This window comes from Burkholderia sp. JPY481 (assembly GCF_038900515.1).
Lineage (GTDB): Bacteria > Pseudomonadota > Gammaproteobacteria > Burkholderiales > Burkholderiaceae > Paraburkholderia > Paraburkholderia youngii.
In genome coordinates this window covers 67,405-93,731 of record NZ_JAYMRT010000003.1, presented here as the reverse complement: position 1 = coordinate 93,731, position 26,327 = coordinate 67,405, and the positions used below count along the sequence as shown (strand labels likewise).

At 66.0% G+C, this 26,327-nt stretch carries 18 protein-coding genes; 6 read left to right on the top strand and 12 right to left on the bottom strand.

Going from position 1 to position 26,327, the window contains the following annotated elements; genetic code table 11:
* Positions 1–17 precede the first annotated feature (17 nt).
* From VSR82_RS09760 to VSR82_RS09740, 5 genes are read left to right on the top strand one after another with little or no spacing between them, the layout of a single operon-like run.
* Positions 18–1,064, top strand: a complete 1,047-nt coding sequence (locus VSR82_RS09760; RefSeq protein ID WP_498857661.1) for an aromatic/alkene monooxygenase hydroxylase subunit beta — start codon at positions 18–20, stop codon at positions 1,062–1,064.
* Positions 1,057–1,329 (top strand): MmoB/DmpM family protein, encoded by a 273-nt coding sequence (locus VSR82_RS09755; protein ID WP_129957605.1) that lies wholly within the window; start codon positions 1,057–1,059, stop codon positions 1,327–1,329. The genes VSR82_RS09760 and VSR82_RS09755 overlap by 8 nt, the downstream gene beginning before the upstream one ends.
* A 32-nt stretch (positions 1,330–1,361) precedes the next feature.
* Positions 1,362–2,981: an aromatic/alkene/methane monooxygenase hydroxylase/oxygenase subunit alpha gene (locus VSR82_RS09750; RefSeq protein WP_429457384.1), complete on the top strand. Its 1,620-nt coding sequence runs from the start codon at positions 1,362–1,364 to the stop codon at positions 2,979–2,981.
* A 36-nt stretch (positions 2,982–3,017) separates the two neighbouring features.
* A complete protein-coding gene (locus tag VSR82_RS09745; protein ID WP_410851765.1) occupies positions 3,018–3,380 on the top strand; it encodes a phenol hydroxylase subunit P4 in 363 nt (120 codons plus the stop codon).
* 40 nt (positions 3,381–3,420) lie between these two features.
* Entirely contained in the window at positions 3,421–4,485 is a 1,065-nt protein-coding gene (locus VSR82_RS09740; protein ID WP_429457387.1) for an NADH:ubiquinone reductase (Na(+)-transporting) subunit F, read from the top strand.
* 49 nt (positions 4,486–4,534) lie between these two features.
* Here the strand turns inward: VSR82_RS09740 and VSR82_RS09735 are convergent, their stop codons facing one another.
* From VSR82_RS09735 to bcsD, 8 genes are all read right to left on the bottom strand, one after another.
* Positions 4,535–7,195, bottom strand: a complete 2,661-nt coding sequence (locus tag VSR82_RS09735; protein WP_429457389.1) for a response regulator — start codon at positions 7,193–7,195, stop codon at positions 4,535–4,537.
* A gap of 321 nt (positions 7,196–7,516) precedes the next feature.
* Positions 7,517–12,163: a cellulose synthase subunit BcsC-related outer membrane protein gene (locus VSR82_RS09730; protein ID WP_429457391.1), complete on the bottom strand. Its 4,647-nt coding sequence runs from the start codon at positions 12,161–12,163 to the stop codon at positions 7,517–7,519.
* Entirely contained in the window at positions 12,154–13,341 is a 1,188-nt protein-coding gene (bcsZ, locus tag VSR82_RS09725; RefSeq protein WP_429457777.1) for a cellulose synthase complex periplasmic endoglucanase BcsZ, read from the bottom strand. Before bcsZ ends, VSR82_RS09730 begins: the two co-directional genes overlap by 10 nt.
* Positions 13,342–13,360: 19 nt before the next feature.
* Positions 13,361–15,928 carry a cellulose biosynthesis cyclic di-GMP-binding regulatory protein BcsB gene (bcsB, locus tag VSR82_RS09720; protein WP_429457393.1) on the bottom strand — a complete coding sequence of 856 codons (2,568 nt, stop codon included), beginning with the start codon at positions 15,926–15,928 and terminating at the stop codon, positions 13,361–13,363.
* Between the two features lie 3 nt (positions 15,929–15,931).
* Positions 15,932–18,139 (bottom strand): UDP-forming cellulose synthase catalytic subunit, encoded by a 2,208-nt coding sequence (gene bcsA, locus VSR82_RS09715; protein ID WP_368585978.1) that lies wholly within the window; start codon positions 18,137–18,139, stop codon positions 15,932–15,934.
* Entirely contained in the window at positions 18,136–18,924 is a 789-nt protein-coding gene (bcsQ, locus tag VSR82_RS09710; RefSeq protein ID WP_368585979.1) for a cellulose biosynthesis protein BcsQ, read from the bottom strand. The genes bcsA and bcsQ overlap by 4 nt, the downstream gene beginning before the upstream one ends.
* Positions 18,921–19,787, bottom strand: a complete 867-nt coding sequence (bcsP, locus tag VSR82_RS09705; RefSeq protein ID WP_498857660.1) for a cellulose biosynthesis protein BcsP — start codon at positions 19,785–19,787, stop codon at positions 18,921–18,923. Before bcsP ends, bcsQ begins: the two co-directional genes overlap by 4 nt.
* 172 nt (positions 19,788–19,959) lie before the next feature.
* Positions 19,960–20,415, bottom strand: coding sequence for a cellulose biosynthesis protein BcsD (bcsD, locus tag VSR82_RS09700; RefSeq protein ID WP_429457397.1), 456 nt, complete (start codon positions 20,413–20,415; stop codon positions 19,960–19,962).
* A 626-nt stretch (positions 20,416–21,041) separates the two neighbouring features.
* Between bcsD and VSR82_RS09695 the strand changes: the two genes are divergently transcribed.
* Positions 21,042–23,357 carry an EAL domain-containing protein gene (locus VSR82_RS09695; protein ID WP_368585982.1) on the top strand — a complete coding sequence of 772 codons (2,316 nt, stop codon included), beginning with the start codon at positions 21,042–21,044 and terminating at the stop codon, positions 23,355–23,357.
* A gap of 51 nt (positions 23,358–23,408) precedes the next feature.
* On the opposite strand, the gene hpaI is transcribed toward VSR82_RS09695, so the two are convergent.
* The 4 genes from hpaI to hpaD are packed head-to-tail and all read right to left on the bottom strand — an operon-like array spanning position 23,409 to position 26,313.
* Entirely contained in the window at positions 23,409–24,212 is an 804-nt protein-coding gene (gene hpaI / locus VSR82_RS09690) for a 4-hydroxy-2-oxoheptanedioate aldolase (RefSeq protein ID WP_429457399.1), read from the bottom strand.
* Positions 24,213–24,222: 10 nt separating this feature from the next.
* Positions 24,223–25,026 (bottom strand): 2-oxo-hept-4-ene-1,7-dioate hydratase, encoded by an 804-nt coding sequence (gene hpaH / locus VSR82_RS09685; protein ID WP_429457401.1) that lies wholly within the window; start codon positions 25,024–25,026, stop codon positions 24,223–24,225.
* A gap of 6 nt (positions 25,027–25,032) precedes the next feature.
* Positions 25,033–25,431, bottom strand: coding sequence for a 5-carboxymethyl-2-hydroxymuconate Delta-isomerase (locus VSR82_RS09680; RefSeq protein WP_368585985.1), 399 nt, complete (start codon positions 25,429–25,431; stop codon positions 25,033–25,035).
* A gap of 18 nt (positions 25,432–25,449) precedes the next feature.
* Positions 25,450–26,313: a 3,4-dihydroxyphenylacetate 2,3-dioxygenase gene (gene hpaD, locus VSR82_RS09675; protein WP_368585986.1), complete on the bottom strand. Its 864-nt coding sequence runs from the start codon at positions 26,311–26,313 to the stop codon at positions 25,450–25,452.
* Between the last annotated feature and the right edge of the window lie 14 nt (positions 26,314–26,327).

Below are 26,327 nucleotides of genomic sequence, written 5' to 3'. Positions count from 1 at the left end.
AGACAAGGAGACACCGCATGCAGATCGACATCAAGACGTCCTCGGTTCAGCAGATCCGCCAGACTTTCTCGCACGTCGCGAGAAGGCTCGGCGCAGACAAACCGGCGTCGCGCTATCAGGAAGCGACGCTGGAGCTGCAGCCCGAAGACAACTTTCATTATCGCCCGCTGTGGCAGCCGGACTTCGCGCTCTACGACAAAGGCCGCACGGCGATCCGCATGAACGACTGGTACGCGTTCAAGGACCCGCGCCAGTACTACTACGGCGCGTACACGATCGCGCGCGCCCGGCAGCAGGATGCGATGGAAAAGAACATCGAGTTCGTCACGCGGCGGCGTCTGCTCGCCGACTTGCCCGACGACGCGAGAGCGCGGATCGCCGCGCTGATGGTGCCGCTGCGCCATATCGAATGGGCGGCCAATACCAACAACTGCTTCGTGACCGGTTACGGCTGGGGCACCGCGATCACGCAGGCGACGATGTTTCATGCGATGGACCGGCTCGGCATCGCGCAGTACCTGTCGCGTATCGGTCTGCTGCTCGATGGCAATTCGGGCGCGTCACTGGTCGTTGGCAAGGCGCATTGGCTCGACGATCCGCTGTGGCAGGCCCTGCGCCGGCTGGTCGAGGACATGATGGTCGTGCAGGACTGGTTCGAAACCTTCGTCGCGCAGAACGTCGTGCTCGATGGTCTGCTGTATCCGCTCGTGTATCGGCATATCGACCAGCGTCTGTCGCGCGACTACGGCGCGGCAATCGGCATGTTGAACGAGTTCGCGAGCACCTGGTACGACGAAACGAGCCGCTGGGTCGATGCGACGTTGAAGACCGCGGTGGCGGAGTCGACGGATAACGCTGTGCTGCTCGGCCGGTGGATCGCGCAGTGGCGCTCGCGCGTGCTCGATGCGCTGTGCCCGCTGGCGTTGGAAGCGCTCGGCGCGGACGAAGCCGAAGCGGCGTTCGCCGATATCGCCCAGGCGTTCGATGCGCGCATGCGGAAGCAGGGCGTGCCGCTCGTGGCGGAGCACGCAGAACAGCAAACCGGGGAGGCCAAACATGGCTGATTCCGTATTCATCGCGTTTCAGGCCAACGACGACTCGCGCCCGATCATCGAGGCGATCGAGGCGGACAACCCGCACGCCGTCGTCAACGCGTTTCCGGCGATGGTCAAGATCGACGCGGTCGGTCGGCTCGTGATCCGGCGTGAGTCGATCGAGGAGCGCATCGGCCGCGACTTCGATCTGCGCGAGCTGCAACTCAATCTTATTTCGCTCGGCGGCAACATCGACGAGACCGACGACGAATTCATTCTCGAATGGAAGGCCTGAGCGGCCGCGATCAATCGCATGGGAGACGCACGATGAGCACCACGAATACGACGCCGAAAAAACTGAGCATCAAGGAAAACTACGCGATGCTGACGCGCGGCCTTGGCTGGGACACGACCTATCAGCGGATGGACGAGGTCTTTCCATACGACCGTTTCGAAGGCATCAAGGTCCACGACTGGGACAAATGGGAAGACCCGTTCCGTCTGACGATGGACGCCTACTGGAAATATCAGGGTGAAAAGGAACGCAAGCTGTACGCGATCATCGACGCGTTCCAGCAGAACAACGGCCAGTTCAACGTGACGGACCCGCGCTATATCAACGCGCTGAAGCTGTTCCTGACCGGCGTGAGTCCGCTCGAATATGCGGCGCACCGCGGCTTCGCGCTGGCCGGCCGCAACTTTCGCGCCGCCGGCGCGCGTATCGCGTGTCAGATGCAGGCGATCGACGAGCTGCGTCACGCGCAGACACAGGTTCATACGATCAGCCATTACAACAAGTTCTTCAACGGCTTTCACGACTTCAAGCACATGCACGACCGGGTCTGGTATCTGTCGGTGCCGAAGTCGTATTTCGAAGACGCGATGAGCGCCGGCCCGTTCGAGTTCGTTACCGCGATCTCGTTCTCGTTCGAATACGTGCTGACCAATCTGCTGTTCATGCCGTTTATGTCGGGTGCCGCCTTCAACGGCGACATGGCGACGGTGACGTTCGGCTTCTCCGCGCAGTCCGACGAATCGCGCCATATGACGCTCGGACTCGAAGTGGTGAAGTTCCTGCTCGAACAGGACCCGGGCAACGTGCCGATCATCCAGAAGTGGATCGACAAATGGTTCTGGCGCGGCTACCGGCTGCTGACGCTCGTCGCGATGATGATGGACTACATGCTGCCGAAGCGGATCATGTCGTGGCAGGAAGCATGGGAAACCTACTTCGAGAAGAACGGCGGCGCGCTGTTTCACGACCTCGAACGCTACGGCATTCGCATGCCGAGGTATCACGAGGTCGCGTCGAAGGAGAAGGATCGCATTTCACACGAGGCGTGGGGCATCTTCTACAACTACACGCACGCGGCGGCGATGCACACATGGATTCCGTCGGATGACGAAATGAACTGGCTCGCCGAAAAGTATCCGGCGACGTTCGACAGGCTGTATCGTCCGCGCTTCGAGTACTGGCGCGAGCAGCAGCAAGCGGGCAAGCGCTTCTACAACAACACGCTGCCGATGTTGTGCCAGGTCTGCCAGGTCCCGATGGCCTTCACCGAGCCCGACGATCCGACCAAAACCTGCTACCGCGAAAGCGACTATCTCGGCAACAAGTATCACTTCTGCTCGGACGGCTGCAAGGACATCTTCGACAACGAGCCGGAGAAATACGTTCAGGCCTGGTTGCCGGTGCATCAGATCTATCAGGGCAACTGCTTCGAGAAAGACGCGGACCCGAGCGCCGCCGATTTCGATCCGCTCGCCGAAGTGCTGCGCTATTACCACATCAACGTCGGCGCGGACGGCCACGAATTCGAGGATTCGCCCGACAGGAAGAACTGGCTGCGCTGGACCGGCAAGCCGAGTCACGGCGGCGAAGGGACCAAGGAAAGCGCGACCGATACCGCATCGCAAAGCACGCCGGCCGCGCAGGCTGCGTGATTCGCCCACGCCAACCGAATACCAAGGAGACACACCATGTCAGTTATCGCGCTCAGAGAAGGCTACACGGGCGAAGTGAAAGACCGGGAGGAGAACTTCCACGGCAACCGGCTGCTGTTCATCGGCTGGGAAGATCATTTGATGTTCTGTGCGCCGCATTGCATTCCGGTGCCGCCGACAATGACGTTCGCGACGCTCGCGAACGACGTGCTGCCCGGCATCTATTCCGCGCATCCCGACTGGGAGAAGGTGATGCTCGACGATATCGAATGGTTCCGCTCGAACGAGCGCTTTACGCCCGTGTTCGATCGGACGCTCGAAGAAAACGGCTTGCGTCACAAGGCGCTGATCCGTTTTCGCACGCCGGGTCTGACCGGCATTCGCGGATCGTGCAGCTAGGCCGCGGGTTCACCGGATCAGAGAAACAGGAGACGCTGACATGAGCTACCAGCTAACCATCGAGCCGATCGGCCATACGATCGAGATCGCCGAGGAACAGACCATTCTCGACGCCTGCCTGCGCGCCGGCGTCTGGCTGCCGCACGCGTGCTGCCACGGTTTGTGCGCGACCTGCAAGGTGCAGGTGGTCGACGGCGAGATCGAGCACGGCAATGCGTCGCCGTTCGCGTTGATGGATTTCGAGCGCGACGAACGCAAGTGCCTCGGGTGCTGCGCGACCGCCCAATCGGATCTGACGATCGAAGCCGATATCGACGAGGACGCCGACGCGCGCCACTTCCCGGTCCGCGATTTCACCGGCCGCGTGAAGGACAGCATCGATCTGACGCCGACGATCAAGGGCATCTTCGTCGAACTGGACGGCGACGGCATCGAGTTTCAGGCGGGGCAGTACGTGAACGTGCACATTCCCGGCGAGGACACGCCGCGCGCGTTTTCGCTCGCCGGCAAACCGGGTTCGTCGACGCTGATCGAACTGAACGTGCGGCGCGTGCCGGGCGGCAAAGGCACCGGCTATCTTCACGAAGCGCTGAAGCCCGGCGACGCGCTGCGTTTCAGCGGTCCGTTCGGCCGCTTCTTCGTGCGTGCGTCGGACCCGCAGCCCGTGATCCTGATCGCGGGCGGCTCGGGATTGTCGAGTCCGCGTTCGATGCTGCTCGATCTGCTCGAACAGGGCGACACGCGGCCGATCACGCTGGTGTACGGCGCGCGCGATCGCGCGGAACTGTACTACCACGACGAGTTCGCCGAGCTTGCCGAGCGGCACGCGAACTTCACCTATGTGCCGGCGCTGTCGAACGAGGCCGAAGGCAGTGCATGGGAGGGTTTTCGCGGCTTCGTCCACGAGGCCGCGAAGGCGCATTTCGGCGGCGATTTTCGTGGCCACAAGGCGTATCTGTGCGGACCGCCGGTGATGATCGAAGCGTCGATCCGCGCGCTGATGCAGGGGCAGTTGTTCGAGCGCGACATCTACACGGAGAAATTCCTCAGCAATGCGGACGGCGCCGAAGCGCTCGCGAAAAGCCCGTTATTCCGGTCGATCTGAAGCATCATGAAGACACCTACGCCGCGGCGGCAGAGGTTCGGTATTTAGATCAGGACGTCGCTTCGGTGTGATCGAGCCATTGCGCGAACTCGTGCCGCAACTGCGCGATATCGAGCGGCTTGCCGAGCAGCCGCGCACCCGGAATCGCCGCCCCGATCTCCGCGCTGCGACCGTAGCCCGACACCAGCAGCACGCGGATTGCGGGCTGCACTTGCCGCACGGCGCGCGCGAGTTCGTCGCCGGACATACCGGGCAGCGTGAGGTCGGTCAACAGCACGTCGTAGCGTTGCGCGGTCGCGAGCGGCAGCGCTGCTTCCGCGCTCGCGACCGCGGTGCACGCGAGACCTAGCGCGCCGAGCAGTTCGCCAAGCGCCTCGCGCGATTCGCTGTCGTCCTCGACGAACAGCACGCGTGCGGCTTCCTGGGCCGCGCGCGGCTGGGTCGCCTTTGGCGGCTTTTTCTTCGGCTCTTTTTTCGACGTTTTCTGCGGTGCCTTCGTGACGCCGTACGTGTTGACGGCTTCGTACGCCGCGGGCGGAACGCATGCGGCGATACCCGCTTCTCGCATCTCGGCCGCGCGGTCCGCGCTGGCGGCGCCCGCACGTAGAACGTTGCGCACCATGCGGGCGAGATCGTCGCGCCGGTACGGCTTCGATAGCAGCGTGATACCCGCGTCGAGCTTGCCGTGGTGGACGATTTCGTCGCGCGTATAGCCCGATGTGAACAGCGTGGGCAGAGGCGGCATGCGCGCGGCCGCGCGTTGCGCGAGCTCGACGCTCTTCAGCTTGCCGGGCATCACGACGTCGGTAAACAGCAGATCGATCGGCATGTCGCTGTCGATAAACTCGAGCGCCGCGTCGCCGTTCGATGCGGTCAGCACCTTATAGCCGAGCTGCGCGAGCATTTCGACCGCGGTCAGCCGCACGTCGGCATCGTCCTCGACGACGAGTATCGTTTCGCCGCCGCCGACCGACGCCGCGGTGCCGTCGACGGTCTCCGGCGTCTCCGCCTCGCAGCAGCGCGGAAAGAACAGCGACACCGTCGTGCCGCGTCCCACTTGGCTTTCTATCGACACCTGTCCGCCGCTTTGACGCGCGAAGCCGAACACCATGGACAGGCCAAGGCCGGTGCCGTGGCCGTCGGGCTTGGTCGTGAAGAACGGTTCGAACACGTGTTGCAGCACTTCGGGCGGCATCCCCGAACCGGTGTCGGCAACCGAGAACTCCACGTATTCGCCGGGCGACAGGTCGGGTTTGCCGCGGCAGAACGCGGCGTCGAGCGTGCGGTTGGTCGCGCGCACGGTGAGCACACCGTCGGCGCGCATCGCGTCGCGTGCATTGATCGCGAGATTGAGCAGCGCGTTTTCGAGCTGGTTGCGGTCGACCTGCACGTTCCACAGATCGTCGCTGAGCACCGTGTCGATCCGCACCGTTTCGCCGAGCGCGCGGTGCAGCATTTCGCTCATGCCGGTCAGCAGGCGGCGCGGATTCAGCACGGTCGGCGACAGCGGCTGACGCCGCGCGAACGCGAGCAGATGCGCGGCGAGCTTCGCGCCGCGTCTGACGGCATCGGTCGCGGCGGAGAGACGCCGCTGGGTGACGGGGTTGTCGTCGGCGTCGGCGGCGAGCATCTGCAGATTGCCGTTGATCACTTGCAGCACGTTGTTGAAGTCGTGCGCGACGCCGCCCGTCAGGCTGCCGATCGCTTCCATCTTCTGCGCCTGGCGCAGCTGCTCCTCGGCGAGCGCGCGCGCCGCGATCGAATCGGCGACGCGCTGCTCGAGTGTTTCGGTCAGCTGAAGAAGCTGCTGTTCGGCGATCTTGCGCTCGTGAATGTCGATCAGCACGCCCGGAAAACGCGTGGGTTCGCCGTGTTCGTCGAACTGGCAGCGGCCGTTCGCCTGCACCCACATATAGCCGCCGTCGGGACGCCGGATCCGGTACTCGGCGCGAAACGGCTCGCCGCTGCGGATCGCTTCGGCGGTCAGGCGGTCGTTGAGCTCCTGGTCGTCGGGATGGATGATCTGCGTGGCGGCATCCCGCGCGACGCCTTTCAACGCTGTATCGCGCCCAAATGAAAAGGTGCGCGCGAAGCGTTCGTCGCCGGTGACCTCGCCCGTGCGCACGTCGAGCACCCAGGTGCCGAGCACCGCGCCGGTGTTCAGCGCAAGCTGCAGGCGTTCGTTGGTCTCGTGCAGTTCGGTTTCGGCTTGCTGGCGCAGGCGCTCGGTGAGCACGCGCCCGGTGGTTTCGACGACCATCGAGAGCACGCCGGCCGGCGCGCCGCTGTCACCCGCGACGGGGCTGTAGTACAGATCCATCCACACGTCTTCCGGCTTGCCGTCGCGCAGCAGCACGAGCGCCTTGTCGCGATACGACAGCGTGCCGCCGGCGAGACAGGTGACCATGACATGACGGTTGAAGTCGGCCACTTCCGGCCAGCCGTCTTCGACCGGACGGCCGAGCAGATACGGATGCCGGCCGCCCGCGAAGACCGCATAGGCGTCGTTGTAGATCATGTAGCCGGGCTCGTCCCACAGCAGCACGAGCGGCATCGGCGACGCGAGCATCGTCAGGACCGTCGAGTTCAGACTGCGCTGCCAGTTTTCGATCGCGCCGAGGCTGGTCGCACGCCAGTCGAATTCGCTGATGCGTCGCGCCATCTCGCCGCGCCAGCCGGCGCAGCCGTAGTCTTTTGCCGGAAAAGGCATGCAGCGCTCCACCTGAATTCACGTCGAAAATGGTCGGCTCGGGCCCGAAGCTTCGAGGGCTTCGGACAGCCTCGCGAGCTGCAATTATTGTATGGCACATCGCCGTACCGTTGATGCGTTCGAGAACGCTATTCGGGGTTTTGCCAGGTAAGCAGCCATGTCCGAAAACGTACCGATTCGGCACGTCGTTCGATGCATGGGCAACATTTACCGCGAGGCGCGTTTGCAGCGCAGCGAAAGCGGAAGAAGCGCCCGCTTTTCCGGCGTGGATCGATACGCGACGTACGCGCTATGCGAGGCAATGCGAATGAACGTGGGGCGTCAGTTGGACAACGACAGATACTGCGAGGTCAACGGCACCGGCGGGAACGGCTGCAAACCGGTCTGCTTGTTGAAGCTATAGCGCACGTACACGGCCGCAAGCCACTCGCGATATTCATAAGCGTTGCCGAACGACGCGGTTGCCCCGACCGCGAGCTGCGGCGCGAGCTGATATTCGCCGACGCCGCTGATCGAATACGACACGCCGGTCTTGCTCTGCCCCGGGTAGACGGCGGTCAGACCGTTGCCGAGGGCTTGCGCGGCGGCGGCCGCGTCGCCCTGGCGCGACGAGCCGTCGTTCAATGGGAAGTAGTTCGACGCATCCTCGCGGTAATGCTGCACGCCGATCGAGCCTTTCACGTCGTACGTAAACAGGCCTGCGCGGCCCGACCATTCGACCGGCAGATTCAGGATCACGTACTGCTGCGGACTGAAGTAGCCGCCCTGGCCGTACGTGAAGAACGACAGATTGCGGTTGTAGCCCATGATCGTCGTGTTCACGCCGACCGTCAGCGTCTGGTCGGCGTCTTTCAGCAGACGCGTGTAGACGCCGCCGCCGCCCTTGACCGCGTTGTTGCTCGGCACGTTGTTGCCCATGTAGTGCTGATACGACGCGTTCACGTACAGGCCGCTCGTGCCGTCGTCCCACGCGAGGCTGGCGCGCGCGCCGGTCGACGTGACGCCGCCCCATTCGAGGCCGGCGGCCGCATCGCGCGCGCCCGCATACGACAGCAGGCTGTCCGTCACCGCGCGCCGCGCGACCGCGATCGAGTACGACACCTTGTCGGTGATGCCGCCGTTGTATTGCGCGCCGCCGACGATGTTGGTCTCGCGAAAGCCGATCGGCGTCACGCCGATATCGCCGCTGATGCTGCGGCTGTCGTAGCCGACCGACAATCCCACGCCGCTCGCGGTCTGGCTGCCATAGTTGTTGGTGCCGTTTACCGCGGCGTTCTTTGACGAGTCGGTCGAAAGCCCCGCGCCGAAGCGCGCGAGCGTCGACGTACTGTTCGACGCGGTGCCGGCGTCGAGCGTGACCGGGGTCGCGGTCACGACCACGTGACCGTTGCCCGCCTTGATGCGCCCCTGGATCGGCGCCTCGATGTCGGTCAGCGACGACAGGCCGTCCTCGCCGACGCGATTGCGGAAGATCAGGCCGCCCGACACGGTGCTCGACTGCTCGCGATTGATCTGCGCAAGCTCCTCGGCGACGCCGAGCGTCTGCGCGTTTGCGACGTTCGGCTGCGGGTTGTTCCGCGCGCTGCCGCCGGGCGGGTAGTACGGCTGTGCATAGCCGGCCGGCGGTTGCGGAATGTACGGCTGCTGCGCGTAGTAGCCCTGGTTCGGGTATGGCGGCTGCGGTTGATAGGGCTGCTGCTGCGGGTACGGCTGATACGGCTGATACGGCTGCGCGTAGCCCTGTTGCTGCGGATACGGCGGCGGTTGCTGCGCATAGACCGGCGCCGGCTGGCTCGTTTTCGCGGTGCTCTTCTTCGTGTTCTTCTTCGCGCTGGTGCGGGTCGATCCGTATGGCAGCGGCGTCGCCGACGCGGCGTTGGCCTGCGCTTCGCGCGCGGCCGGCGACATCGGCCATGGAGTGGCCGCATAGCCGTCCTGCGCGCCGTAGGGCTGCTGCGGATACGCCTGCTGCTGCGCATAAGGCTGCGGCTGCGGATAACCCGCGTTGTACTGCTGCTGCGGCATCGGCTGCATCGGCGCTGGGCCTTGCCCCGGATAAGGCTGCAACGGCGTGCCCGACTGGCTCGAGCCATAGGATTCCTGGCCGTAGCCGCCGACCTCGGCGGCGGAGCGGGGCGCTCCATATGGTGCGGCGACGGGGGCGGGCTGCACGGCGGGCGCGTTATAAGGCGTCGCGGCGGGCGCCGTATAAGGCGCGACATACGGCGCGGGCGGAGGGGGCGGCGGATAGTTCGGCACGGTCTGCGTCGGCGAGGAAGACTGCGTGTTCAGGAACGGAAGCGCGGGACGCGCGCCATTGTCGGTGTCGCTCGAAGTCGCGATCGCCGTCTTGCCTTCGAAGGGATTGGTGCCCGGCAGCGGCGTCGCGCCGATCTGGCTCATCGCCGCTTCCCAGCCGCGCGGCACGTTGCTGCCTGCGGTTCGGGGCGCGTTCGCGACCAGCGGCGTATTGGCCGCGACCAGCGAGCGTTGCAGATAGGTCGACGCGAGCGACAGATTGCCTTGGGCGCGATACATGCGGCCCACCGTCGCGAGCACGCCCGGATCGTTCGGTGCGAGGGCGAGCGCCTGGTTCGCGAGCGTTTCGGCGTAGCTGAACTGCTTCGAGCCGGCCGCGGCCGAGATCGCCGCCTGCAGCAGGCTCAGGTCGTCGGGGCGACGCTGCAGCGCGACGCGAAAGCTCGTGAGCGCGTTGCGGTCGTCGCCCGCGCTCGCGTACATGCGCCCGAGCGCGGCCTGCAGGTCGGGGTTGTCGGGCATCGCGGCGAGCCATGGCGCGATCACCTCGTAGGCGCTTGCGAGATCGCCGCGCAGGCGTACCGCATCGGCCTGCCGGATGACGATGCCAAGATTCAGGTTGTCGAAGTCGGTGCGCTGCTGCGGCGTCAGCTGCGTGGTCTGCAACTGGCGCATCACGTTGCCGAGCTCGACCTGCTGGCCTGCCGCGGACAGAATGCCCGCGTACTGCAGCAGCAGATCGGTATTGCCGGGCGCCGCGCTCATCGCGGCGCGCACGAGACCCAGCGCGCGGGTCGAATCGCCGGCCTGCTGGTACGCGCCGGCGATCACGCCGATCAGCTCGGGGTTGTTGCCGGCCACCGGCTCGGCGGCGCGCAGGGTCGCGATGGCCTGCTGCGTCTGGCCGTTCTTCGCCATGCGCGTCGCGAGATCGGCCTGCTGATGCACCCACAGCCGATGCTGCAAGGTCGTCATCGCGTCGGTGCGCTGCGCGGGCGCAATGCGGTCGAGCTGCGCGAGACCGGTCGACCAGTCCTGCGTTTCCGCCGACAGCAGCGCACTCGCGTACAGCGCATCGGTCATGTCCGGATGGGTGGCGAGCAGGCCGTCCATCATGCTGCGCGCATTCGCGACGGCGCCCTGGCGCACGTAGATGCGCGCGAGGTCGAGCCGCAGCCACGGATCGTCGGGCTTGTTCAGCAGCGCGTCTTCGAACAGGCTGCGCGCGGTGCCGAGGTCGCCGCGCGCTTCGGCCGCGCGTGCCTGCGCCGCCTGCGCATCGCCGCGCAAACGGTCGATGCCGCCGACCTTCGCCTGTTGCTCCGCGTTCAGCTGATTGGCGAATTGCAGCGCTTCGTCGGCGCGGCCCTGTGCGGCGAGCGCGCCGACGAGGCCGCGAATCGCGTCGGGGTTGTCGGCCTGGCGGCGCAGCGCCATCCGGTACGCCTGCTCGGCGCCGGCCGGGTCGCCGGTCTGAAGCAGCATTTCGCCGAGCTGCACCTGCGCGGTCACGTCCGAAGGATTCAGCGCGATCGCGCGCTCGAACAGCGCCTTCGCCTTCGCGAACTCGCCGTTGCTGCGCGCGCCGATCGCTTCGCTCGTGTAGGTCCAGTAGGTCGCGCTGTCGAGCGCGGTTTTCCAGCGCGCCGGATTGGGGCCGCGCGAGGCGCGCTCCAGGTAGTTGCGCGCGTCCGCGAATCGCTCCTGCTTCAGCGCGGCGATGCCCATGCCGCCGAGCGCGTCGGTATCGTTAGGACTGTTTGCGAGCACCGACGAGAACCTGGCGCGCGCGGTCACGACGTCGTCGCGGTCGAGCGCGGCGAAGCCCTCGGCGATCACGCGGCCGCGCACGTCGGCGGCGGCGTTTTGCTGCGCGCGGGCGCGCGCCGCGGCGTCCTGCTGCACCATCGATTCGTAGCGCGCCTTTACCGCGGCATCTTCACCGGCGGTCTGGAAAAACGATTCGTACAGCGCGGCGTCGGAGGGCCGCGCGTCGAGCCACAGCAGCGCCTGGCGCCAGCTCTTTTTCGCCGCCGCGCCGACCGAGGTGTCGCCCGCGAGCTTCTGCAGCCGCGCGATACCGTCGCGCCGCGTGACGTCGCGATAGGTCAGATGCTGCGCGTACGCGAGTGCGAAGCGCGGGTCGTTCGGGTTGTCGTGCGCGAGCTGTTCGAGGCCGCGGCGCGCTTCGTCCCAGCCCTGCGGCGTCGCCGACAGCGCCTGGTAATACTCGAGCTGCAACTGCGGCGTGGCGGGCTTGCCGGTCAGCGCGCGCTGATACTCCTGCACCGCGCTCGCGCTTTGGCCGGCTTGCGCGAGCCGGCGCGCTTCGTCGATCGTCTGATCGCGCGGGCTGGCCTGGCCCAGCCGGCGGCCGAGCTCATCGAGATTCGGATAGTTCGGCGCGGCCGCCTTCAGCCGCGCGAGGTATTGCTGCGCGCCGGCGCCGTCCTTGCGGTCGGCCAGCACCATGCCCATGCCGAACAGCGCGTCGGGCTGCTTCGGATCGATGCTGAGTACCTTCTGCCAGGCCTGCTCGGCGAGATCGCCGCGCTGATGCGACTGCCAGTACTTGCCCTGATCGATCAGCACGCTCAGCGGGTCTTTGCTCGCCTGCGCGAGCGCATCGGGCGCGGTCGCGGCCACGCAGTAGACCACGCCGACGGACAGCGCGATGCGCAGCGACACGGCGAGAGCGTTCAATCGCATGCCGCCCTCCAGGCGGGCACGAGGCTGCCGGCTTCATCGAAGCGGTAGCGGCCATCGATGAACCCCGTGCCGAACAGACCCAGCACACGATCGTAGTACACCGGTTCGCGGCCCGGCACGCTCGCGTCGAGCGCGGCGAGCCGCGTGCGCGCGAGTCCGAGGCCATGCTCGTCGCCCAGCGTCTTGAAGTACGGCGCGAGCGCGCCCCAGTAGCTGAGCGGGCCTTCGCCGCTCGACGCGCCGGTGGTCGACGACACCTTCTCCGGCGGGAAACCGTTCTGCGCGACCTTCGCGCGCATGCCGCCGAGCGCGCCGAGCCACGGCTTCGCGAGCGGATCGGCGGGCGACGCGAGGCCGGCCCACAGATAGACGCGAATCGCGTCGTAGCTGCCGACATCGCCGTTCTTCGGATCGACCGCGAACCGGCCGTTCTGCCACGCCGCCCAGTCGGGCGCGAAGCCTTGTGGCGAGACGGTTTTGACGAACTGATAGGCGTTGTCGGCGAGCTTGGCCCACGGGCCGTCCGGCACCTCGTGCGCGAGCGCGCGCAGCACCGGTAGCGGCAGATAGCTCGGATTCAGACGCGTGACGCTGCCGTTCCTGAAACCCTGCGCGCCCGGCAGCAGCATCGGCCCGAGACCGGACAGGTTCGCGACTTCGTCGTGCGCGATGCGCTCGGCGAGTGCCTGACCGAGCTGCGTGTAGGCGGGGTTGTGCCACAGGCGGCCGGCTTGCAGCAGGTCATAGGCGATCCAGAGATCGGAATCCGATGCCGAATTCGGATCGAGCACACCGTACGAGCCGTCCGGCTTTTTGCCCCATTGCCATGCGGGCAGGCGCAGGTTCTGCGGATCGAACTGATCGCCCGCGAGATTCGCGCGGGTCCAGCCGAGCAGCTTGTCGAAGGTCGCGCGGTCGTTGGCGACCAGCGCGAAAAAGAGCGCGTAGGACTGGCCTTCCGAGGTGGTCTGCTGGGTCGGTGTCGAGTAGTCGATCACGCGGCCGTCGGCCTGCACGAAACGTTGCACGAAGGTTCGCCACGCGCTCCAGTCACCGCAGGCGGCGGCGTTCTGCGCGGCCTGCGCGGTGCCGCTCGAAGCCGCAAGACTCGCCGACGCCGCGATGCCGATACCGAGCGCCAGCGCAAAAGAGGTCCTTCTGTCGATCCGGAACCGCATACGAGTCATATCCGTTCCATCAGTCCTTCAGTCGACGCGCGGCAAGCGCGCGCAGCGTCCGGTAGCACAGGCCCGCGATGATCAGCGCGGCGAGCACGCCGCCGAACAACAGCAGCAGCGGATGCGACGACAGCGCCCAGCGCAGATACTCCTGCGGCGACAAATGGCCGACATAGTATGCGGAGCCGTTCGACGTGATGGTGACGTCGCGGCCATGGATCACGGCCATCGCGCCTTGAATCTTCGGCAGCACGTCGGCGTCGAGCAGCGCCGCGGACAGGTCGGCGTCCGACGGACCGGCCGCGCTGATCAGCGCAACCGCGCTGCGGCCGCTCTGCAGCGGCGACTCGAAGCCGGTCAGCAGCGCGGCGCCGCTCGAGCTGACCATCGTCAGATCGGCGCGCGCGGGTGTGCGCTCGACGCCGCGCTCGCCATGCCACCAGTCGCGCAGCTTGAACACGAGGTCGGTGAGCTGGAACGTGTGCGCGTCGCCGTTACTGGAGAACGGCATCGACTTCGACCAGCGCTGCAACAGCCGCTGCTTGCCGGGCGCGCCGAACACCAGCAGGTCCTTGTCCGCGAAGTGGTCGACGTCGGCCGCATGGGTGACGGTCACCCCGGCGACCGGAAAGCCGGTCGATTCGCCCATCCGGCCCATCGTCAGCAGATACAGGCTGTAGTCGCTCGGGTCCGGGGCGTCCGGCAGCACGACGGCGGTCTCGGACAGATCCGCCATCCGCGTGAACGGGAAGCCGCTGTTGGCGAACGCGGCCAGGTCGGGCAGCGCCATGTAGTGCGGGAACGACGACAGGTCGATCGTCGAGTTCGGATCGATCGCGCCGACCACGTTCTGCAGCAGGCGGCCCGCGCATTCGCCGGTGTTCGGGATGTCGTAGTAGAAGTGCAGGCGCAGCTGTGTGCGCGGCGTCATCAAGAGCGGCGGGATGCGGATGTTGCGGCGCGCGTCGGCGGTGCCGTCGGGCATGATCAGGTTGAAGTAGCGGCTCATCTCGAACACCGAGGTCGAGCGTGCCGGAATCGGCAGCGCCTGCACGAAGCCGTTGTTCACGCTGATGTTCAGCGACGAGCGGTCGCGCGCCGGCCGCACCGTGTAGCGGTAGCGCAGGTTGATCGGCGCGCCGCGCGTGTGCCACATGAACAGATCGGGCGCCACACGCATGTTGATGCGCACCGCGTCGGCGTCGTAGCCGAACACGGTCAGGTCTTTCGGATCGGCGAGTTCGCCGAAGCGCACCGCGCGGTCGGTCGCCAGCCAGTTCGGCGCGTCGTACGGCACGCGCGGCGTGATCGCGTTCAGCGACGTGATCGTCGCGCTCGCGCCGGACAGCGTGCTATGGCCGATGCCGAGCGACTTCGCGGCGGTCTTCAGCTCGGCCTCGTCGCGGCCGAGCACGAGCAGCAGCTTGCCGCGCGCGTTCGCGTCGCGCTCGACCACCGCGATGGTCGGCCCGGTAATCTCGGGAATCGTCACGCCGGCTGGATGCTGGTCGCTGGTCGCGAACACGACCGCGTTGCCCGACAGCGGCGGGCTGTCGAGCTGGGTCGGAAACAGCGCGCCGCGATAGCCGGCGAGCGAGCCGAACCACGACGCGACGATGCCCGCGGCTTCGAGCGTGCCGTTGCCGGGTTTCTGCGCGAACACGAACGGCAGTTCGAGGCGGCGCACGTCGCGGCGGTCGAAGAACGGCTGCGGCAGCGCGGCCAGTTCCGCCTTCGTCGGGAGCGACGCGTAGCTCAGGTCGAGCGAGCTCGCGTTGCTGATCGTCGCCCACAGCGACGAGTTCGCGGGGTCTTCGCAGGCCGTCGTGTAGTGGCCGATCAGTTGCAGGTTCAGGTGATTGAAGTCGGTGATGAAGCGCGGATCGATCGTGATGTCGCGCGCGACCAGCATGCCGGCCTGCTCGTGCGGCAGCGGCAGCGTGGCGGCGACCTCGCCGTTGATCAGGACCTTCAGTTGCGACAGGTTCGCCAGCAGCGCGGGCGAATAGCTGTAGATCAGATGCAGCGTCGCGCCGGTCACGACTTCGTCGCCGCGCACCGAGAACGCAATGCCGTTCTGGCCGTCGACGCCGCGCAGTTGCAGCGGGTCGAGCGCGCCGAAGTCCGCAAACGTTAGCGTTTGACGGCGGCCTCCGGGCACCAGCGTGCCGGGCTCGGCGGTGGTCGGCGTGCGCATGCCGAGCGCCTTCACCGACGAGGCCGCGAGCGCGGGCGTCGGCGTGGCGAGCTGGTCCTGGGCGATCGCGTTCGGATCGAACGGCACCGCCGCGCTCGGCGCGGGCACGTTGCCGACACCGGTCGCGACTTGCGGGCTTTGCGCCGCGCCGGCGGTTGCGGCGGCTGCCGGGGCCGGCTTGGATGCCGGGGCGGCAGCCGGTGCAGCCGCGTAAGCGAGCGGCACGAACGACGCCAGCGCGGTCTGCAGCGCAAGCCAGCAGGCGACGCCTCGCATGATTCGCCGCGAGTGTCGCGAGCCGTGGAGGGCGAACAGACGCGATTGGGGTCCAGTGCTGTTGCGCCCGTGAGCCGGGTGTTCGATCTTGTCGTTCGGCATCCGGTAGCCCATAGATCAGTCTTTCGTTTTTAGCTTCTTGACGTCCGCGGGACGGCTTTTGATCGAACTGCGCAAGTCGTCGTATAGATGCTCGAACAGACCCGCGATGCCGCGCACGCCGACCCTCAGCACATGCGACAGGCCGCGCAGCGGCGTGTCCGTCTCGCGTCCCTCGGCCCAGCCGGTCCACGCGTCCGCGCGGGCGAAGGTGGTCTTCACGAACTCGTACTCCTGTTCGGGCGACATCGACGAAAAGCGCAGGCCCACGCGGCCCGGCTCGGTAAAACTGACGGTGGCGGGAAACGCGTACTCTTCGTCGCCGCGAAACAGCGACACGGTCACGGGCTCCTGCATCGGCACTTCGATCTTGCCGGGCAGCGCGACACCGACGCCGCCTTCCGAGTAGTCGATCGTTTCGCACGCGAGCGTGCGGCCGGTCGAGAACTTCAGCATCACCGGCATCTTCATCGCGACGCGGGGCACCGCGCGGATCTGGCGGCGCTCGCTCGCGGCGGCCACGCTCGCGCCGAGGATCAGCATGTTGTAGCTGGTCCACGCGAGATTGAGCAGCGTGGTCTCGACGATGCTGCGCACGTGCCAGTTCAGATAGATGTGCACGAGACCCACGAGGAAGCCGAGCAGGTTCAGCAGCAGCAAAAACAGGTACGGCCGCGAGATCGACCAATCGAAATAACTCTTCTCGATCACGCCGCCCTTGGCCGTCACGTTGAACTTGCCGAGCTTCGGATTGATCAGCGCGAGCAGCGTCGGCGCGGTGATGTACGACGCGAGCACCGACTCGTACACCTCGGCCCAGAACGAATGGCGGAACATCCGCTGCATCCGCGAGTTCGTGATGCTCGCGTGCATCATGTGCGGCAGCGCGTAGATCGCGATCGTGCTGGCCGCCGCTTCGATCACATGCGCGCCGAAGAACAGGTACGACAGCGGCGCGGTCAGGAACACGAGACGCGGCACGCCGTAGAAGAAGTGCATCATCGCGTTCAGATAGCACAGGCGCTGGCCGATCTTCAGCCCCTTGCCGGTCAGCGGATTGTCGATGCGGAAGATCTGCGTCATGCCGCGCGCCCAGCGGATGCGCTGGCCGATGTGGCCCGACAGGCTTTCGGTCGCGAGGCCGGCGGCCTGCGGAATCGCCAGATACGCGGTGGTGTAGCCAAGGCGGTGCAGCTTCAGTGCGGTGTGCGCGTCCTCGGTCACGGTTTCCACCGCGATGCCGCCGATCTCTTCGACCATGTTCCGGCGCAACAGCGCGCACGAGCCGCAGAAGAACGTCGCGTTCCACAGATCGTTGCCGTCCTGCACGAGGCCGTAGAACAGTTCGCCTTCGTTCGGCACCTTGCGGAAGGTGCCGAGGTTGCGCTCGAACGGGTCGGGGGAGAAGAAATGGTGCGGCGTCTGCAGCATCGACAGCAGCTTGTCGCGCAGGAACCAGCCGAGGCCGATCTGCAGGAACGAGCGGGTCGGGATGTGATCGCAGTCGAAGATCGCGAGGTACTCGCCGGTCGTGATCTTCATCGCCTCGTTGATGTTGCCGGCCTTCGCGTGACGGTTGTTCGTGCGGATCGTCCAGTTCACGCCGACTTCCTCGCAGAACGCCTTGAACTCGGGGCGGCGGCCGTCGTCGAGCACATGGATCGACATCTTGTCGGCCGGATAGTCGAGCGCGAGCGCCGCGTAGACGGTCGGCTTCACGACCGCGAGCGGCTCGTTGTAGGTCGGGATGAATACGTCGACGGTCGGCCACTCGTCGCGATTGGCGGGCAGCGGCATCGGCTTGCGCTTGAGCGGCCACGCGGTCTGGAAGTAGCCGAGCATCAGCACGAGGGTCGCGTAGAGCTCGGCGGAGACGAGCAGCAAACCCCAGGCGGCGTCGAGCGGCCGCTCCCAGGCGGTCGTTTCGGTCAGACGCCAGTACATGTAGCGGCCCGACGCGACGATCGACAGCATGATCATGACCATCGTCGCGTAGCGGCCTGGCAGACGGCGAAACATCAGCGCGAGCACGAAGCACAGCGTCGCGAAGGTCAGCTGCTGATAGAACTCGAGCGGCACCGTGAACACGAAGTAAAGCATGTACAGCGCGAGCAGCGTGACGAGCCCGGTGACGATGCGGCTGTTCCAGAAGTTCGCTTCGATGAAGCGCTCGAACCGTGAAGGCTCGCCGCCCTCGGGTTCGCGGGAGGAGGCTGGGCTGCTCATGCGACGTTCCTCGGCTGGGCGGCGATCGCGTCGAGCGCCGCCATGAGCCACGCGCCGCACGCGCGCAAATCGGCGGCGGCCTGACTCAGCGGATCGTAGTGGATCAGCGTCGTGTCGCAGGCGAGCGCTTCGCTGACGCCTTCGTCGAGATGGATCACGCCGGGGAACACTTTGCCGGCGAGCATCTGGCGCAACACCTTCAGCACGTCCTTGGTCAGCTGGCGCGACTGGTCGATCTGGTTGACCACGTAGCCGACGCCGCCGAAGTCCGCACGCGGCGCCGCATAGGTTTCGATCAGCCGCTCCATGTGCGGGATCGCCGCGTACGACGCGGCGTCAGCGAGCACGATGTTCAGCGCGAAGGTGGCCGCGCTCAGCGCGGTTCGCGCGTAGACCGACGAGCCGGGCGGCGTGTCGATGATGACGATGTCGGACGCATCGAGCCGCAGGTTCTGCAACGACTGCGCGAGCCATTGCGGATGCTGGTCGATATGCGCCTCGAGGCGGCGGCGGTCATCTTCCAGCAGCGCGCCGTACGGCAGCACGGTCACGCCGTCGATGCCGTCGAACATCACCGTTTGCCACGGGTTGCCGGAGAGCGTTGCACGCGACACGCCGTCGACGCTGTCGAGCGGCACCCCGAAGTGCAGACGCAAGGCGTTCTGCGGATCGAGATCGAGCGCGATCACGCGCCGGCCGCTGTTGGCCAGCACGGAGGCGAGGTTGGCGGCGAGGGTGGTCTTGCCGACCCCGCCTTTGGCGGATACCACGGCAATGACTTTCATGGCCGACGCGGACCGTTGGTGAGCCACGACGGGAAGCCGCCGCGCGCGGGGCCGGCGGGTGGCTGGGCGCCTTGCACGGGCGTGCCGCGCAGACGGTCGAAGAGCGAGTTCAGCGACGTGGGCTGGGGCTGGGCCGCAGGCACGGCAGCTTGCGGCCGCGTGGATGGGTTCTGCGCGGCGAACATCTTGCCGAGGATCGACGGTGGCTGGGCCGGATGCGCGGGCGGGGCGGTGTAGGTGGGTTGCGTGGCCTGTAGCGGTGGCAACGGCGCTGCCGGTGCGGCGCTGACGCTGGGTGCGACCCATGCGGGTGCGATCGGTGGAATCGAGGTTTGCGACGCTGCCGGAGCCGGTGCGGAGACCGGCGGGATCGGCGCGATAGGCGCGATAGGCGCGATAGGCGCGATAGGCGCGTTAGGCGCGTTAGGCGCGTTAGGCGCGGATGGGGCGGCAGCCGGCACGCCCGGCGCGGCAGCCTCGTCGGTTTCATCAGCGGTACGGAAGCGCGACGCGCCACTCGGCGCCGCCGGCTGCGCGGGACTCACCGGCACAGGAGGAATGTCACGCCGGTGATGGCGCGTGAAGAGCGGCGCCTTCGCCCGCGTCACCGATGCCATGTCCTTCGGCGTCGTGTCCTCATGGACGGCGACGGGCCGTGGCGCCACGCTCGCCGGCGGCTGCTGTTTCGGGTCGCGAAGCTGGCCGATCGCCGGAATCGCCGGTTGCGTCAGATCGAGCGTGACGAGCAGCGGCCAACGGGTGCGCGCGGTGCGCGCGTCGTTCTCGCGACCGATCTCCTGGTACGCATTGGCGTCGCCGCCGAATTGCTCGAACAGTTTTTCGATGTCGTTCGATGAACTCATGATGCCGCCGTCCGGTACATACCGTGCATTGCCCCGAGCCGATTCCTCGGAGCGCTGTTATTTGAACTGCCTTCCCTGCTTCCACGCGTCGGCTGTATCGACGTCGCACATTTCTTGCATTACTACCGCACTGTCTTGAACCTGGTATGTCGTTCTTCAGAGCCGCTGATGCTCAGGCCGGATGACGGCCGAGGCGGAATTCGAGCGAGCTGTCCTCGCCGAACGCGCTCGTCTGCACGACCGACAAACCCTGCGCGCCCAACGCGCTCAACCAGGTTTGATACGCGCCTTCGAGAAACGCCGGCGTCCAGGCGAGCGCCGCTTCGCCGAAGGCCGGCAGCGGCGCGCAATAGTGAATGATGCGCAGCGACTCGGCCTCATCGGCGAGTGCGACGTATCCCCAATCCATCTGATGCCAGTAAGAGTTCAACACCTGCTGGAGCTCCGCCGTCGATCCGCAGGCGGGCAGCGGATGCGCGAGCGCGAAACGGTTGCCGACGCGATGCATCAGCTGACGCAATTCGTCGCGTCCGATTTGCGCCTCGAACTCGCTCGCCAGTGCGCTCAGCATGCCGCGCCATTGCGGTGAGATCTGGCGTTCAAGCAGATAGTCGAGGATTGGGACCATGTTTTCCGGAAGTGGTCGCTACCTGTTGCTCATTCGCAAACGTTTGAGCAATTGAGCAGCGGAGTCGTTCGGCAATCGCGTGCCGCGCCATTTACGTCATTTATGCCCGATTGTCTGCATTGCGGCACACTCGTCAGAAGTCTACTTAAGACACTGGCTTTTAGCCACATTCCGTTGCTCAGCATATGCGTTTATTGATGCGCATTCGAGACACATGAATTACGTAATTTTTGCTGCTTCAATAAAAATTGAAACGTTTGCTTGTGCTTCGCGCACAAAAAGCTTGCGCAGCAATAGTCGCATTCGCCGACAATTCCGGCACGCTTTGAGCTTAACGCTCTAAATGATGCATTTGGCGGGTGCTAAATCGTGCGAATAGCATTGCGCAATTGCCTGAAACCGTAATGAAAGTTATCGTCGCTTGCTGGCAATGGCCGAGCACGAGCTTCGATTCAAAATAATTCGCAATGGGTAGGCGGCCAAAGCGGCGGGGCGCGATCGAGTGATGGCGGTGTAGTCGAGCGCATAGCAATTCATGCGTCGTTTCACGTTAGCCATAAATGTTTATCGAACGTTTGCCGATAACCATTGGCGGAGTGACCGGAAACCCAGCCTGATCAGCCTCTATGTCTGCCATCCCAACGCAGCACCTGTCCCAGCCGAGTATGCGTGAGCGCTTTCACCGGCGCTCGCTCGAGCATCAGCGGCCGCTTGCGCTCATGAAGCTGGGCTTCACGGTGCTGGCGTTCCTGTCGATGGTGGCGGCGCGCGAACTGGTCAGCGCACCGTCCGCGCCGCTCGTGTACCGGCTACTGTGCGCGGTCGTGCTTGCTCTGCTGGTACTGGCGATCCCGTGCACGAAATCGACGGCGCTGTTCGGCGCGATTTGCGTCGCATACGAGCTGGTGCTGATCGGCGGGCTCGTGCTGAACGCGCAGGGCCTTGCAAATCCGTTGCCGTGGCTGTTGCCCGCGTTCGTCGTGATACCGATTTGCGCGGCCCCGATATGGCTCACGCCCGCGCATTTCGCCACCGGCAGCGCGCTGTTTTACGCGGTGGCCATCGCGCTGCTGCGCGGCAAAACTCATGCGCCCGAGGTCGACGTGGCCGTGTGGACGTGGGTCATCGCGATCGGCGCGCCGACGACGGCGGTGTTCCATTTCGCCTTCTACCATTTCCGGCGCAATCACTTTCTGCTCGAAAGCCAGCTCGCGCAACTCGCCGCAACCGATTCGCTGACCGGCCTGCAAAACCGCCGCTCGTTCGTCAAGCACGCCGAGGGACGACTCGAGACGCTGGCGCCGGGCGCGCGGATCAGCGCGATCTTTCTCGACATCGACAGCTTCAAGTCGCTCAACGACCGCTTCGGCCATGCGGTCGGCGACCACGCGCTGTTTCAGGTCGCTCAGGTGCTGAAGGACGCGGTCGCGCTTTACCACAGCGTGAGCCGCATCGGCGGCGAAGAGTTCGCGCTGCTGATCGACGACGACCTCACCGGCGCGCTGCAATTCGCCGAGCGGCTGCGCCTCGACATCGCCGCGATCGAACGGCCGGACGGCAATCTGACCGCGAGCTTCGGCGTGGCCGAGCACCGGCGCGGCGAAAGCTTCATGGTGCTGCTCGATCGCGCCGACGAAGCGTTGCTGCGCGCGAAGCAGACGGGCCGCAACCGTGTCTGCGCCGAGCGCGCGCGGCCGTTCGACGCGCTGCAGCCGCCGTTCGACGACGTGCTTGCGCCGCGTTACCGCTGGGAAGACTTCTATCTGATCTCGCACTTTCAGCCGCTCTACAGCCTGTCGCATCAGAAGCAGGTCGGCTTCGAGGCGCTGCTGCGCGGCGAGCACGACGACGGCACGCTGGTGCCGCCGGTCGTGATGTTCGCGCCGAAGCCGTCGAGCGACGAAGGCGCGCTCGACCGCGCGAGCCACGCGGTCCATCTCGGCAACGCGCGCCGCGCGCTGCCCGGCGATGCCTGGCTGTTCCTGAACATCTTGCCGTCCACCTTCGTCGCCGACGGCTATGCCGATCAGTTGACGAAAATCGTGCGCGCCGCGGGGCTCGAACCCGAGCGCGTGATTCTGGAGATCCTCGAATCGCATGGCGGCAGCGTCGACGAGATGTCGCGCGCGGCGGCGCGCTATCGCCAGCACGGCTTCCTGATCGCAGTCGACGACTTCGGCGCGGGCCAGTCGAACCTCGACCGGCTGCTGCGGATCCGGCCGGACATCGTGAAGCTCGACGGCGAGCTGATTCGCGCGACCACGCACGGCACCCAGCAGCCGATCCTGCCGAAGCTCGTGTCGCTGCTGCATCAGGCGGGGATGCTAGTGGTCGTCGAAGGTGTCGAGACGACCGACGAGCTGATTCTCGCGGTCGAGTCGAATGTCGATTTCGCGCAGGGCTATCTGCTCGGCCGGCCCGCTGTCGAGATCGCGCCGCCCGAGTCGGTGCACCGCCAGATCGACGATGCATTCGACGTGATCGCGCAGGGCCGCGCGCATCAGTATGCGTTGTTCGAATCCGAGTTGGAGCCGTACCGGGTCGAACTGCGGCGCGCGGCCGACGGCTTGCGCGCCGGCGTCACGATGGACGACGCGTTCGCGCTGCTCGCGACCTTCAAGCGCTGCATCAGCTGCTTCCTTCTCGACGATACCGGCCGCCAGATCGGTCACGAGGTGCGCGGGCCGGCATGGTGCAAGGACGCCGCGTCGCTGCAGCCGGTCGCGAATCCGCGCGATGCGCGCTGGGATCATCGGCCGTACTTCCGCAATGCGGTGCTGCTGCCCGGCGAGGCGATCACCAGTAATCCGTATCTGTCGCTCGCGAGCGGGCGACCGTGCATCGCGGTGACCCTGGCCGTGCATTTGGCGAGCGGGCGCTGTGTGATGGGGGTCGAGCTGGATTGGTCGGCGCGAGGCTTGCCCTGGCCGGCGGGGGAGTAGGGGAAGGCCGCGAGCGCGGGGCGGGTGAGGCGGCCCGCGGCTTTTGTTGCGTCAATATCCGCCTTTGACCCGCGGCGCGATCGCCGCCGTGGTTTTGTACGACGCGGCGAGCTCCGCGGCCGCGCGGCTCAGCAAGCCGGTGTCCGTGCCCACCGCGACGAAGCTCGCGCCCGCTGCCAGATATTCGGCCGCCAGCGCGGGATCAAGTGCGAGCACGCCCGCCGCCTTGCCGGCGCCGCGCACGGTTTCGATGCCGCGGCGAATCGCGTCGCGCACGCGTGCGTCGCCCGGTTTGCCGAGCAATCCCATCGACGCGCTCAGATCCGACGGCCCGAAAAACACGCCATCGACGCCATCCACGCGCGCGATCTCCGCGAGATTGTCGAGGCTCTGCACGGTCTCCGCCTGCACGATCACGCATAGTTCGTCGGCAGCGGTGTTCAGATAGTCGGGCACACGATTCCAGCGCGACGCACGCGCGAGCGCGCTGCCGACGCCGCGGATACCCTGCGGCGGATAACGCGTGGCCGCGACCGCATCGAGCGCCTGCGCGGCCGTGTCGATCATCGGCAGCAGCAGCGTTTGCGCGCCGATGTCGAGCAACTGCTTGATCAGCGCGGCGTCGCTTTTCACCGGCCGCACGACCGGATGCGACGGATACGCAGCGACCGCCTGCAGCTGCGACAGCGTGCTGCGCACGTCGTTCGGCGCGTGCTCGTTGTCGATCAGCAGCCAGTCGAAACCGGCGGTGGCGAGCAGCTCGGTCACGTAGGCGTCGGCGAGCGCGGCCCACAAGCCGAACTGCGGCTTGCCGTCGGCGAGCGCGCGTTTGAAGGGGTTGGTCGGCAAGGACATGTCGTTGCTCTCAGATGAAGTTCAAACCGATGCCGCCGAGCGGGCCATAGTCGACGTGGAACGTGTCGCCCGCGCGGGCCGGAATCGGGCTCGTGAATGAGCCGCTCAGGATGACGTCGCCCGCGTTCAGTGATTCATCGTACGGAGCAATCTTGTTGGCGAGCCACGCGACGCCGGTGGCCGGATGGTTGAGCACCGTCGCCGCGAGCCCGCTTTCCTCGACTGCGCCGTTCTTGTACAGCAGCGCGCCGACCCAGCGCAGGTCGACCTCGAGCGGACGCACGGGCCTGCCCCCGAGCACGACGCCTGCGTTGGCGGCGAAGTCGGAGATCGTGTCGTAGACCTTGCGCGGCGCGCGCGTTTCGCGATCGAACTGCTCGATGCGCGCGTCGATGATTTCGATGGCCGGCGTTACATAGGCGGTCGCGTCGAGCACATCGAACAGCGTGACGCCTGGGCCCTTCAACGGTTTGTTCAGCACGAACGCGAGTTCCACCTCGACGCGCGGCGCGATGAAGCGATCCGCGCGAATGTCCTGGCCGCTGTCGATGAACATGCTGTCGAGCAGCGGCGCGTAGTCGGGTTCGTCGATCTGCGACGAGCGCTGCATCGCGCGCGACGTCAGGCCGATCTTCCTGCCCTTGATCACGTGGCCTTCGGCGAGTTTCAGCTTGACCCACTCGCGTTGAATCGCGTAGCCGTCCTGTACGGTCATCTGTGGATACTGTGCGGAAAAATGGCGCAGCTGCGTGCGGGTCTTTTCCGCGTGATCGAGTTGCGCGGCGAGGTCGCGAATGGTTTGTTCGTCTAGCATGATGTGTCAGCGCTTGAGCCGCGCATGCAGATTGTTGTGTTTCCAGGTGCCCGCTTCGCTGAACTCGTTGATTTCGAGCGACAACGCGAGCCCCTGCCGTTCGAACTCAGTGGCGAAGCACTGCTTGATCAGCGCGAACAGCGCGTCGCCGGTCGCCTTCTTGACGGCCTCCGAGCGACCCGCGCCGATCTTCAGGTTTGCGTGCAGGAACGCGGCGTCGGGACGCCCGTCGGCGATGCAGTACTGGTCGCAGCGCAGTGCGCGCACGCGAATGCCGCCGAGCGGATAGACCCGCTCGCCGTTATCGCGCTGCGCGTCGAGGCACTGCGCGAGGTCTTTGCAAAGTTCGCCGAGCCGTTGAGCATCCGCGAGGTTGGCGCTGTATTCGAGTGTCAAGTGAGGCATGGCGATTCCTCGCGAGTGTCAGACAGGTAGCGGCGTGACCGGGAAGATCGCGTTGATCTGACCGGTGCCCGAACTGCCGAAATAAGGCGTGATGACCTCGACCTTGCCGTCGTAACGGTCCCAGCCGAGCGCGCCTAGCAGCATCGCCGTATCGTGCATGCCGCCTTCGCCCCAGCATTTCTCGTTGTAGAGCGGCAGCATGTCGCAGAAGGTCTTCCAGTCGCCGGCTTCCCACATGCGCACCACGCTGCGATCCATCTGTTCGAGGAACGGGCTCCAGACTTTGTGCAAGAACTGATCGGCGGTGCCGTTGTTCGCGAAGTGATGCGACAGCGAGCCGCTCGCGAGAATGGCCACGGTACCGTCATAGCGTTCTTCGATGGCCTTGCGCACCGCGAAGCCGAAGCGCGCGCTGGTCGCGAGGTCGTGCCACATACACCAGCCCGCCACCGACACCGTCTTGAAGTGCTGATCGCTGTTCATATAGCGCATCGGCACCAGCGTGCCGTATTCGAGTTCGAGCGTGGTCGCGCTGTGCGCGCGGCTTTTCACGCCCATTTCGTTGGCGACTTCTGCGATCAGCTCACCGAGCCCGACATTGCCCGGGTACGCGTACGGCATGTTCCTGATGAAATGCGGCAGCTCGTTGCTCGTGTACACGCCTTCGAATTTGGGCGCGCAATTTATGTGGTATTCGCTATTCACGAGCCAGTGCACGTCGAACACGACGATCGTATCGACGCCGAGTTCGCGACAGCGTCGGCCGATTTCGTGGTGTCCGTCGATCGCGGCCTGACGGCAACCCTTGTGCGGACCGTCGAGCTCGGATAAATACAACGACGGCACGTGTGTGACTTTTGCTGCCAGCGCGAGTTTGCCCATCGCGGTCTCCCAGG

Coding starts and splice junctions, on each gene's coding strand:
- VSR82_RS09740 (WP_429457387.1), top strand. CDS start 3,421: ATGAGCTACCAGCTAACCATCGAGCCGATCGGCCATACGATCGAGATC.
- hpaI (WP_429457399.1), bottom strand. CDS start 24,212: ATGTCCTTGCCGACCAACCCCTTCAAACGCGCGCTCGCCGACGGCAAG.
- bcsQ (WP_368585979.1), bottom strand. CDS start 18,924: ATGAAAGTCATTGCCGTGGTATCCGCCAAAGGCGGGGTCGGCAAGACC.
- VSR82_RS09760 (WP_498857661.1), top strand. CDS start 18: ATGCAGATCGACATCAAGACGTCCTCGGTTCAGCAGATCCGCCAGACT.
- VSR82_RS09750 (WP_429457384.1), top strand. CDS start 1,362: ATGAGCACCACGAATACGACGCCGAAAAAACTGAGCATCAAGGAAAAC.
- hpaD (WP_368585986.1), bottom strand. CDS start 26,313: ATGGGCAAACTCGCGCTGGCAGCAAAAGTCACACACGTGCCGTCGTTG.
- bcsB (WP_429457393.1), bottom strand. CDS start 15,928: ATGGGCTACCGGATGCCGAACGACAAGATCGAACACCCGGCTCACGGG.
- VSR82_RS09755 (WP_129957605.1), top strand. CDS start 1,057: ATGGCTGATTCCGTATTCATCGCGTTTCAGGCCAACGACGACTCGCGC.
- bcsZ (WP_429457777.1), bottom strand. CDS start 13,341: ATGCGGTTCCGGATCGACAGAAGGACCTCTTTTGCGCTGGCGCTCGGT.
- bcsA (WP_368585978.1), bottom strand. CDS start 18,139: ATGAGCAGCCCAGCCTCCTCCCGCGAACCCGAGGGCGGCGAGCCTTCA.
- VSR82_RS09730 (WP_429457391.1), bottom strand. CDS start 12,163: ATGCGATTGAACGCTCTCGCCGTGTCGCTGCGCATCGCGCTGTCCGTC.
- hpaH (WP_429457401.1), bottom strand. CDS start 25,026: ATGCTAGACGAACAAACCATTCGCGACCTCGCCGCGCAACTCGATCAC.
- bcsD (WP_429457397.1), bottom strand. CDS start 20,415: ATGGTCCCAATCCTCGACTATCTGCTTGAACGCCAGATCTCACCGCAA.
- VSR82_RS09695 (WP_368585982.1), top strand. CDS start 21,042: ATGTCTGCCATCCCAACGCAGCACCTGTCCCAGCCGAGTATGCGTGAG.
- VSR82_RS09680 (WP_368585985.1), bottom strand. CDS start 25,431: ATGCCTCACTTGACACTCGAATACAGCGCCAACCTCGCGGATGCTCAA.
- VSR82_RS09745 (WP_410851765.1), top strand. CDS start 3,018: ATGTCAGTTATCGCGCTCAGAGAAGGCTACACGGGCGAAGTGAAAGAC.
- VSR82_RS09735 (WP_429457389.1), bottom strand. CDS start 7,195: ATGCCTTTTCCGGCAAAAGACTACGGCTGCGCCGGCTGGCGCGGCGAG.
- bcsP (WP_498857660.1), bottom strand. CDS start 19,787: ATGAGTTCATCGAACGACATCGAAAAACTGTTCGAGCAATTCGGCGGC.